Here is an 8,652-nt window from a genome sequence, read left to right as displayed (position 1 = left end):
GTGGTTCAATGGACATGGCTTGCATCAGCTTCGTGGCACTATCCGTTATCCGAAGGCGGCGTAACCATGTCAAGAAGATCATCGGTAAGCCGTATACGGGAAAACCGCACGTACGGATTGAAAGGGGGATGGGGAACCGGGTCCTTCGGGACACCGCGCCCCTGACTACCAATGGATCTCTATGCGGTTCGTACCTTCGTTGCCGTTGCTGAGACCGGTCAATTCCAAGCCGCTGCCGACGATCTGGGAATCACCCAGCAGGGAGCATCGAGACGAGTCGCCACCCTGGAGCGGGAACTCGGCGTACAGCTCTTCGCTCGGACATCCAGGGGCGTCCGGCTTACCGTTGACGGGCAAGCACTGCTACCCCACGCACGCGAACTTCTCCGCGCCGCCGAAGGAGTCACGGCGGCCGTGACTCCAGGGCGCAGGGCCCTTCGGATCGACGTCATCAGCCGCAGGGTCGCACCCTCCACCATCCTGCGCGCCTTCTACCAGCAACGTCCCGGCATCGAACTCGACGTCGTCGCCCTGACCAATGCTGACGCCGCGTCGGCGCTGGCCGAGATCAGTGCCGGCACCCTCGATGCCACCTTCAGATCACTACGAGACTCCGCCCGCAAAGTCCCGAGCGGACTCCGGTCTGCACGCGTCATCGACGACCGGCACCAACTGCTGGTCGGCCCACAGCACCCGTTGGCGAACGCCAAGAGCGTGGCGTTGGCCGAACTCGCCGAGCACCCCATCTGGATGCCCGGCATGTCCGACCCCGAGCCGATGGGCTACTACGACGATCTGGCGAAGGCGTTCGGGCTCACCATCGACACGATCGGGCCGATGTTCGGCATCGAGGCGCTCCTCGCCGAAATCGCGGACTCAACCCGGCTGGCCACCTTCGTCGGCGAAGGCTCGCGATACCTCTGGCCGGAAAGCTACGATCTCCGCCGCATCCCCGTCGTCAACCCGACCCCGGTCTACCCACTCTCCGTGATCTGGCGAGCGGACAACCCGCACCCCGTCCTCGCGGACTTCCTCGAGTACCTCCGGACCAGATACCAGGCGACAGCCTGCGATGACGTATGGACCCCAGACTGGGCACGCTGAGACCCGGCTAAGCCCCAGGGCGAGCAGGAAGCTGTTCCGGGCCAACAACTTGTCTTCCGAGCACACCAACACCAGCCGGACGCTGGTCATGAGGGCCGTCCCGCACGACGCGGCAGACGCGGCAGACGCGGCTAACGTTTGTGCTCGCCGAGGCATCCTTGCCCAGCCTGGTGGTTGATGCGGTGCGGGGCACCGTGCCCTCACCCGAAATCGCCGCCGATAGATCCGCGCTGGCGTTCAAACGTGGCGGCGGCTGCCTCTTCACGGCTTGTGCACCCTGCGTGATCAAGGCTAGCGCGCTGTCGACTGCACAATGACTACAGGTGCCGGAAGCCCCGGCAAGGTCATCGGCGGCTGTCCGGCCAACCCCGGCCGGGTTCGTCCGGCGTTCACTCTCCACATTGCGCATGGTTGATCAGCGTCGGCATGGCCGGGTTCAGGGTCGGCTCACCGCTGTCGAACTGCACCATTCAGGCCCCCGCTCGGCGGAGTCGACGACCCGCTGCCGGTTCGCGGCGCAGGTGCATTCATCGCTATGGAATATGCTTTCCTGGTACGAGGGAAGCAATCCGCCTTTAGGCTTTGCTTCTCGTGCGTCATGCCTCCCCTGATGGTGGACATTGGCCCCGATTTGGTGAATCAAAGATGTTTTCCCGAGCGGAATGGGGCGTCGGGCGTCTACTCTTCCATTTGTCCCCCGACTGTCTACTTGAGAGGGCTCAGGATGGTGCGACAGCGTGTGATTACTGCTGTGATGATCGCAGGGATGATCTCGGTGGCGCTCGCAGGAACCAGCGCGGCCGAAGGGGCGACAGGAGTTGGCCCGCGAGCCGGTTCCTGCTCGTCGGGACCGGTTGTGAGTGGAAATCAAGAGGGATCAGGTTCCAATTGTTTTCGTGCCGAATATCCAGGGGAAAGATTTCGCGCGGTGGCGTTTTGCGCGAGTTGGCGCGGCCCCTACACGGTATTTGGGCCAGATAGGCTGGTAGGCGGCGGACAAAGTTCCATCGCTTGGTGTGCCCCGGGTGACCGAGTTACGGGAGGCGATACGCAGGATCGCCGGTAGCTTGAATTGTGCCTAGAATTTTGGGAGCCCCGATCGATGCGATCGGGGCTCCGTCATGTGCACGGCCGGTAGCACGGCTGTGAATTTCCTGGACCAGGCAAGGTCAACTGCCGTCGCGAGAGACGCTCCTGTTTTCTGCGTCCTGGTGACCTTGACCTTGACCTTGACCTTGACCTTGACCTTGACCTTGACCTTGACCTTGACCTTGACCTTGACCTTGACCTTGACCTTGACCTTGACCGTGTTCGGGGGCGTAAGACGATTGCATCGTCGTCGTCCTGGCTGTCGACGACGAAGACGACCGCCATCGACGGCCAGCACACGGCCGAACTCGCCGTACGGCGGGCGCTCACCGCGTGCCGTCGAGCTCGGCCGCTACACGGCAACCAGTGCGGCCACCGAGATCACCACCACGGGCGGCAACAGCGACCCTGCAACGAAGCATTGAGGCTTCGTCGTCCGGGAACTCTCTGGTTGTTCGAAGTGTTCTGCACCGGTCTGTGCAGGATGACGTTGAAAGGGGGCGTGATGGGTCTGGTTCATGAAACTCAGCGGTCGCTGTACGCCGCCGTTGGGGCGACGGTGTGGGTGGTGGAGGCGCTACGTGATGCCCCCAGCCGGGTGGAACGCGTGTGGCAGGAGCGTGAGCAGGTAAGGCACCGCCTGGGGGGCGCCTACGGCGAGCTAGCAGGACGCGGGGAAGTGTTTCTGGGTGAGGCGCGGCAGGGGCTCGGAGGATGGGGCCGTGTGGTTGGCCAGGCCGCGCGCCGTATTCCGGGCATTGCCGCGGTCGAAGGGGCGGTTGTTGGAGCGTTCGTCAGCGAGGAACAGCTCCCGATTTACCACTACGACAGGCTCACGGCGGGCGAGATCGTCCAGAAGTTGTCGCGGTTGTCCCAGCGCGAGCTGCGAGAGGTCCGCGGCTACGAGACGCGTAGCCAGGCGCGTGCGAGGGTCGTCGCGCGCATCGACGAGCTGTGTGAGAACGAGCCCTGGCCCGGTTACGACGAAATGAAGCTGGACGAGATTCTGCCGCGTGCGCGGGCATTGTCCGGCGAGGAGCAAGAGGAGCTGGTCAGCTACGAGAACCGTCACAAACATCGCCGGACGATCGTTGACGCGTTTGGCCACGATTGAAATCTTCTCACGTTCCATCTGCGGGCAGCACCTAAAGATCTTTCGATGATAGGTGAGTCGCTACGGGTGATTCCTTGCCTGGCAGGACAATCGCGGCGTGCCAGAATCTTCCCGATCAGCAGGCCGCCACCGCAAATCTCGTATCGCAGCAGCAAGAAAGCAGCTGCCGCCGCGATTTTGAGGGCTGCGGGAGCGGCGGATGCGGGCAGCGGCGATGTTCGACCGTGGCATGCCAGGCTAAAGCGGCTATGCCGAGAAAGTGCGTAGTGTCATCGAAACCGTTCGGGGGAATTTCGTGTGCTGCCTCTGGCATTCGTATGGGTGAGCCACGAAGCGTCTCGGGACGCAGGGAAGCGATCACTGCCCGACTGTCACGAATGGATCTTTCCTGGGCCAGTTGCGTTCAACGCCGGGCGCGCTAAGGTGAGGCCGCTCGAAACTTCGGAAGTATCTCCTCGGATATTCGTGGCGTCGCGTCGCCGTGGTCGATAGCGTTCGAGGTTGTTCAGGGTGCGTCGCTGGGGAGTGCGAGCGGTGATATGTGCAGGGCTGCTGCGAGAAGGGTGTGGTGATGATTCGTGCGCGCAAAGTCTACCGGGTCGGTGACGCCTGTTCGGGTGTAACGCAATGGAGACCTTGCCGACTGTAAACCGGTCGGGTCGATCTCGCCGACGGGCACGAGCCCGCTGTGTCGTGGCCCGAAGTTTGCGCGTGATGGGAGAACGTCTGCTGCGCGAGTCGGGAATGCGAGCAGCTGTACGAGTTGGGGAACCAGATCGCCGTGCGCAGGTGTCCGAGCTTGGTTGTTTGGATTCGTGAGTACTGCTCGTGAAAAAAGTTGTCGGTCGTTTCCGAAATGGTGGCGGACCGGAATGCGCGATGTCCGGATATCGAGCTGGTCTCCGGTAGTGAGGAAGAATGATGACAACGGGTGAGGTCAGTGCGCTGGACTGGGCGTTTTTGTGCCTGGAGCGAGATACGGCGCCGATGCACCTCGGCGCGGTCGCAGTGTTCGCCCCGCGACGTCCGGTGCGGCCGGAGAAGGTGGCTGGGGTGCTCGCGGGGCGGGCACAGCAGATCTCGCGGTTGCGGCTGCGGGTCCGCAGGTCTTCGATCCCTCTCGGATACGCCCGCTGGGAAGAGCTTCCGGATTTCCGTGCCCAGAACCACGTCTACGCCCACCAGCTACCGTCACCGGGCGGTCGTGGAGAGCTCGCTGTACTCGTCGCTGAGCTCAACGCCGCGCCGCTGGACTTGAATCGGCCGCTGTGGGAACTGCACGTGATCACGGGCCTGGACGGCGACCGGTTCGCGGTTCTGATGAAACTGCACCATGCCCTGGCGGATGGCCGCGGAGCCGTCGAAACAGGACTCGGACTGCTGGACGGATTCACCCCAGACCGGGCGCCGCAACACACACCCCTACCCGCGGATCCCTTGCTTGACACTGCTTTGCGCGCGGTAGGAAGTATCTCCCGGCCGAGTCGATTGCTCGGCGACGCGCTGTCGGCCGCAGGTGGACTCCCGGCGACCGTGCTGCAGACCGTCGAGATCGCTTCCTCCGTGGTGCGCAACATGCGACTGCCCGTGTTGGACTCTCCGCTGCGCGCTCGTGCGTCAGCACCACGACGCGTTGCGCTGATCCCCATCGAACAACGAGACATCCGCCGGATCCGCGCCTGTCACGGCGGCACGACCAACGACATCGCGCTCGCGGTGGTCACCGGCGCGCTGCGGCGGTGGTTGGACACCCGCGGATATCCCCTTGAAAGCCGCACCGTGCGGGCGCTGATCCCGGTCAACCACCGAAGACGAGGAAAGTCCCGCACCGACAACAACCAGCTGTCGGGATACCTGTGCGATCTGCCTGTGGGCGAGCCGGACCCTGCTATCCGGCTGCAGACTGTCCGGGCCGCAATGGACCGCAACAAGAGCTCGGGTCCGCTGCGTGGACCCGGTGCCTTCCCAGTGCTCGCCGGCCGCATGCCGTCGATCGCGCACCTGTTCGCCGCCCCAGTGGCCGGCCAAGCCGCTGGTCTGCTGTTCGACACCGTGATCACTAGCGTCCCTCTGCCCGACGTTGCGGTGTCGCTGGGCAATGCCTCGCTTCGAGAGCTCTATCCCCTCGCGCCGCTAGCGGCTGGTCACGCTCTTTCCATCGGCGTCACCCCGTACCGCGACATCGTTCACATCGGCGTGCAGGCCAACCGGCGCGCGGTCGGCGACCTGGAAAAGCTCAGCGAAGCCCTGCCCCACGCGGTCGCCGAACTCGCTGACCTCGACTCCTGAGCGGTGTGGTGGCAAGATCTCGGCTCTTTGCCTCGGCCGCTACGGGATTTCAAGCACTGACTCAAGCCCTGTCAGCTCAGCACCGTGCTTGCTGCTGGTTTCTTGATGGTCAGCGCTCTTGGTTATCAGCGACGTTCAGGGTGAATGCGGGCAGCGGCCCGATCTGCCATGGATGGTCGAAGTCGGTGTCTTGTTCGAGCCGCCAGCGCGCGTCGTTCCTGCCTTGCGCGATCAGTTCTTCCAGGAACTCGTGGTCGAAGAGGAGGTAGCTGAGAAGTTCGCCGTGGGCGGGGCTGTCCCCGCCAAGGAGTTGGTGCAGCACCTGGTGTGCCAGCGAATGGGGTCCAGGCGAGCTTTGACTCGCGCGTGCAATCCCCCGGTCGCCTCCGCCGCGCTGGGGTGCTGCGATGCCGCCAGGTAGGCGGCGTTGATGGCGCCCACGCTCGTGCCGACGAACATCGACGGGCGCTGCCCCAGTCGTTCCAGCGCTGGCATCCGGATCGACAGCGCACCGGCCTCGTAAATTCCCCGAGCGCCGCCCCCGCCAAGACGAAAGCGATCCGTTCGGCCATCACTACAGGCATATCCGCTTCGCCACCTCGCGAAGCAGGGCGAAAGCGCCTTTGGGCGGCACCACCCGTTCAGGGTTTCCGCAGCCAGCCACGGAGCAGCCTGTGCGGGTTGCCTGCAGGATCTAAAGGCGGGCAGTACCGGAAGCCGGGTGAACAGGAGGTTTGGTCGTGCCGCAGGCGGACCTGGTGCTCGAAGGAGGGGGGGTCAAAGGCCTCGCCACCGCCGCAGCCGTCATCCGGCTGCTCGAATACGGCTACCGCTTCCCCCGCATCGCCGGGACATCAGTCGGTGCCATGGTTGGCGCGCTCGCGGCCGCCGGCGCTGGCGCCGCACGGCTCCGCAACTGCCTGGGCCGCCTGGATCTCTCCCGGATACCCGACCGAGCACAACCCGCCTTGCCGCTGATCAGCGAGGGGCTCGGTCTGCTCACCCGAAGCGGCGCCTACGTCGGCGACTACTTCCGGGACTGGCTGGACCATGAACTTCAAGCCCTCGGAGCCTCGACGTTCGGCGACCTACGCTGCGACAGCGACCAAGGCACCGACCTGCCCGCGGGGCAACGCTACAAGCTCGTCGTGCTGGCCACCGACGTCACCCATGGCCGGCTTCTCCGCCTGCCATGGGACTACCATCTCGTGCACCGCGATCCCGACGAGCAATCGATCGCGGACGCGGTGCGGATGTCGATGTCGCTTCCGCTGATCTTCGAGCCCCAGAGGCTCACCGATCCCGTCACCGGAGAGGAATCGCTCATCGTCGACGGCGCAGTCCTGTCCAACTTCGCAGTTGAGATCTTCGACCGCACCGACGGCGAACCGGCCCGCTGGCCCACCTTCGGTGTTCGCCTGCTCCCAGACCTGCCCGCCGGGATCGATGATGTCTTCCCCATGCTCGGGCTGCCGCTGCTTCCCCCGCTCGAGCTGCTCAAGAAGGTCCTCGTCACTGCGTTCGTCGGCCACGACCAGTCCCACCTCAACCGGCCCGAAGTCCGCGATCGCACGATCACCATCAACACTTCGGAGGCGGGCATCACCGAATTCGACATCCCCGAAGCCAAACGATGCGCGCTGATCCGCAAAGGCAGAGAAGCAGTCGACGAATTCCTCGCCAACCGGGACGAGACAACACCAGTACCAGTCCGCGGCTGAGGCTGAGGCTGAACTGACGTCAGCACCAGGACGAACCCACGCTCCGCGCAGGGACTTTGGTGCGCTACGACGCGGACGCCGTGTACGCGCCGGGCAGATGCGGGGCAAGATCGCCGCCCGGCTCGGCGGTTACGTGGACGGCGTGGCGGACCTCGCCGCCGAGTTTCTTCGGCATGTCCGCCGCCGAGGCGGTCGAACCGATCCGCAGCGGCTGTTGCTGATGACGCCCTGGGAGGCGCTGGAGGACGCAGGGCAGCCGGACGGGGGCCTTCGTCGGCAGTTCCCGCGCGGAGTACCCCGGAGAACGCCTTCCGGCAAGGGTTGGAGCCCGGCGACCGCCGCGCAGTTCAAAACGTCCGGTCGTTGCTCCCCGCCCGGCCGTCGCACCTTTTCGACCTGCGCGGGCCCAGCGTCACGGTGGGCACGGCCTGCTCGTCGTCGTTGGTGGCGGTGCACCAGGCCGTGCAGACGGGTAGCTCCTCGGCCGATCCTGCCATGACCGAGATCGCTCACCGCTACCGCACCGACTCCGTGCTCGCCGACATCGGCATCGGCTCGCTCGCGAAGCTGCAACTGCTCATCGAACTCAAATAAGCGGGACCGGCCACGAGCTGGGTCCCGAGGTGCTCGACCGGCTGCGCACCGTCGGCGACCGGCGCCAGTGGACCCGTGTACTGGAGGTGGCAGCGCGATGAGCGAACCGCACGACGCGTACGCCTCACGCCCTGGAGGTCCACGGGGCGGCTGACCTGCCCTACGATGAGCTGCGCGATCAGGCGGAACGACTGGTCGTGCGCCTGGTCGGGCAATGGCGGCACGCGACCACCGCACGCCGGGCTTACCGCTGCGACGGCGATCGTTGTGGTTTCCTTGAGAGCGTCGGTCTATTCGGCCTCCGCGGCAACCGCCGTTCCCTACCCATGCGCACGCCTGCGCACCGTACGATTACCTGCTAGGCGGGGCTACTCGTGGTGGTGAGTGCTCCTCTTGCCGGATGCGGGTGGGTGTGGTGCCCGCATTGGGCCGCGCGCCTTGCGAACCGGTTTGCCGCCCTCTCCTGCTCCGCGCGCTATCGCGTCGTGGGAACCGGTTTCTTCCGGAGTGTGCTTGGTACGTGTCTTCGTGGTACGCGGCCCGGACGTGGATGTGCTCCGGTCGACTCCGCGCGCAGGGCGGCCTTCCTTGGCAGCACCTTTGGCTCGCGGGACCATGTCAGCATCCGTCGGTGTTCGAGCGCTCTCGTAGGAGCTCTTCAGCCTCTCACCGGCCCGGGTAAATACGCCGCCTGTTGCAGACAAGACCATCCCGATCCTGCGGGTCACGCCTGTGCGAAGC

The 8,652-nt window shown here is 65.0% G+C and carries 8 protein-coding genes and 2 pseudogenes; 7 read left to right on the top strand and 3 right to left on the bottom strand.

The window, feature by feature from the left end; genetic code table 11:
- Positions 1 to 171 precede the first annotated feature (171 nt).
- Positions 172 to 345: pseudogene (locus ACWDKQ_RS22250) on the top strand (LysR family transcriptional regulator); the annotation flags it as partial.
- Positions 346 to 414: 69 nt separating this feature from the next.
- Positions 415 to 1,104: a substrate-binding domain-containing protein gene (locus ACWDKQ_RS22245; RefSeq protein ID WP_450140670.1), complete on the top strand. Its 690-nt coding sequence runs from the start codon at positions 415 to 417 to the stop codon at positions 1,102 to 1,104.
- Positions 1,105 to 2,182: 1,078 nt separating this feature from the next.
- Here the strand turns inward: ACWDKQ_RS22245 and ACWDKQ_RS22240 are convergent.
- On the bottom strand, positions 2,183 to 2,491 hold the full coding sequence (locus ACWDKQ_RS22240; RefSeq protein WP_450140663.1) for a hypothetical protein: 309 nt from the start codon (positions 2,489 to 2,491) through the stop codon (positions 2,183 to 2,185).
- Between the two features lie 162 nt (positions 2,492 to 2,653).
- On the opposite strand from ACWDKQ_RS22240, the gene ACWDKQ_RS22235 reads away from it, so the two are divergent.
- On the top strand, positions 2,654 to 3,307 hold the full coding sequence (locus tag ACWDKQ_RS22235) for a hypothetical protein (protein WP_450140669.1): 654 nt from the start codon (positions 2,654 to 2,656) through the stop codon (positions 3,305 to 3,307).
- Positions 3,308 to 4,228: 921 nt separating this feature from the next.
- On the top strand, positions 4,229 to 5,596 hold the full coding sequence (locus ACWDKQ_RS22230) for a wax ester/triacylglycerol synthase family O-acyltransferase (RefSeq protein ID WP_450140662.1): 1,368 nt from the start codon (positions 4,229 to 4,231) through the stop codon (positions 5,594 to 5,596).
- 109 nt (positions 5,597 to 5,705) lie between these two features.
- Here the strand turns inward: ACWDKQ_RS22230 and ACWDKQ_RS22225 are convergent, their stop codons facing one another.
- Together ACWDKQ_RS22225 and ACWDKQ_RS22220 are read right to left on the bottom strand one after the other, a co-directional pair.
- The gene (locus tag ACWDKQ_RS22225; protein WP_450140661.1) at positions 5,706 to 5,918 is read right to left on the bottom strand and encodes a hypothetical protein; all 213 of its coding nucleotides are present in this window, start codon (positions 5,916 to 5,918) and stop codon (positions 5,706 to 5,708) included.
- Positions 5,828 to 6,241, bottom strand: a complete 414-nt coding sequence (locus ACWDKQ_RS22220) for a patatin-like phospholipase family protein (RefSeq protein WP_450140668.1) — start codon at positions 6,239 to 6,241, stop codon at positions 5,828 to 5,830. Before ACWDKQ_RS22220 ends, ACWDKQ_RS22225 begins: the two co-directional genes overlap by 91 nt.
- 95 nt (positions 6,242 to 6,336) lie before the next feature.
- Between ACWDKQ_RS22220 and ACWDKQ_RS22215 the strand changes: the two genes are divergently transcribed.
- From ACWDKQ_RS22215 to ACWDKQ_RS22205, 3 genes and pseudogenes are all read left to right on the top strand, one after another.
- Positions 6,337 to 7,317, top strand: coding sequence for a patatin-like phospholipase family protein (locus ACWDKQ_RS22215; RefSeq protein WP_450140660.1), 981 nt, complete (start codon positions 6,337 to 6,339; stop codon positions 7,315 to 7,317).
- A 97-nt stretch (positions 7,318 to 7,414) separates the two neighbouring features.
- Positions 7,415 to 7,519: pseudogene (locus ACWDKQ_RS22210) on the top strand (hypothetical protein); the annotation flags it as partial.
- A gap of 119 nt (positions 7,520 to 7,638) precedes the next feature.
- Positions 7,639 to 7,911 carry a beta-ketoacyl synthase N-terminal-like domain-containing protein gene (locus tag ACWDKQ_RS22205; RefSeq protein ID WP_450140659.1) on the top strand — a complete coding sequence of 91 codons (273 nt, stop codon included), beginning with the start codon at positions 7,639 to 7,641 and terminating at the stop codon, positions 7,909 to 7,911.
- The last annotated feature ends 741 nt before the right edge of the window (positions 7,912 to 8,652 follow it).

It is taken from the genome of Saccharopolyspora sp. NPDC000995, from assembly GCF_053599315.1.
Note: the sequence above shows the minus strand (reverse complement) of the source record. Positions and strands in the feature narration are given on the sequence as shown.